This window comes from Enterobacter sp. UNJFSC 003, from assembly GCF_036903355.1.
In the GTDB taxonomy this organism is placed as follows: Bacteria; Pseudomonadota; Gammaproteobacteria; order Enterobacterales; family Enterobacteriaceae; genus Enterobacter.
The window spans coordinates 1-1,058 of record NZ_JBAKHK010000032.1; the positions used below are offsets into that span (position 1 = coordinate 1).

At 52.5% G+C, this 1,058-nt stretch carries 1 protein-coding gene; it reads right to left on the reverse strand.

What is annotated here, in order from left to right; all coding sequences use genetic code 11:
- Nucleotides 1–1,058 (reverse strand): elongation factor Tu (gene tuf / locus V5P19_RS22905; RefSeq protein WP_334407815.1); only part of this gene is annotated, 1,058 nt, incomplete at both ends.

Consider the following 1,058-nt stretch of genomic DNA (forward strand, 5'->3'; position numbering starts at 1 on the left):
CCTTCACGGATTGCGAAACGCAGACCGTCGTCCATCGCGATTGGGTGGATCAGAGTCACAACCATCTTGATGTTGTCGCCTGGCATTACCATCTCAACGCCTTCTGGCAGTTCGATGGTACCGGTCACGTCAGTTGTACGGAAGTAGAACTGTGGACGGTAGCCTTTGAAGAACGGAGTATGACGGCCGCCTTCGTCTTTGGACAGGATATAAACTTCAGATTCGAACTTGGTGTGCGGCTTGATTGAGCCTGGCTTAGCCAGAACCTGACCACGTTCGATTTCTTCACGTTTGATACCACGCAGCAGAACACCAACGTTCTCACCAGCACGGCCTTCGTCCAGCAGTTTGCGGAACATTTCAACGCCAGTACAGGTAGACTTAACAGTCTCTTTGATACCAACGATTTCAACTTCTTCGCCAACTTTAACGATACCGCGTTCTACACGACCGGTAACAACGGTACCACGACCGGAGATGGAGAATACGTCTTCGATTGGCAGCAGGAATGGCTTGTCAATCGCACGCTCTGGTTCTGGGATGTAAGAATCCAGGAAGCCAGCCAGCTCAACAATCTTCGCTTCCCACTCTGCTTCGCCTTCCAGCGCTTTCAGAGCAGAACCACGGATGATTGGAGTGTCATCGCCTGGGAAATCGTACTGAGACAGCAGTTCACGAACTTCCATCTCTACCAGTTCCAGCAGCTCTTCGTCATCAACCATGTCGCATTTGTTCAGGAACACGATGATGTAAGGAACGCCTACCTGACGACCCAGCAGGATGTGCTCACGGGTCTGAGGCATAGGGCCGTCAGTCGCAGCAACAACCAGGATCGCGCCGTCCATCTGCGCAGCACCGGTGATCATGTTTTTAACATAGTCGGCGTGGCCTGGGCAGTCTACGTGTGCGTAGTGGCGAGTCGGGGTGTCATATTCAACGTGGGAAGTGTTGATGGTGATACCACGAGCTTTTTCTTCTGGCGCGTTATCGATCTGGTCGAATGCACGAGCAGAACCACCGTAGGTTTTAGCCAGTACGGTAGTGATTGCAGCGGTCAG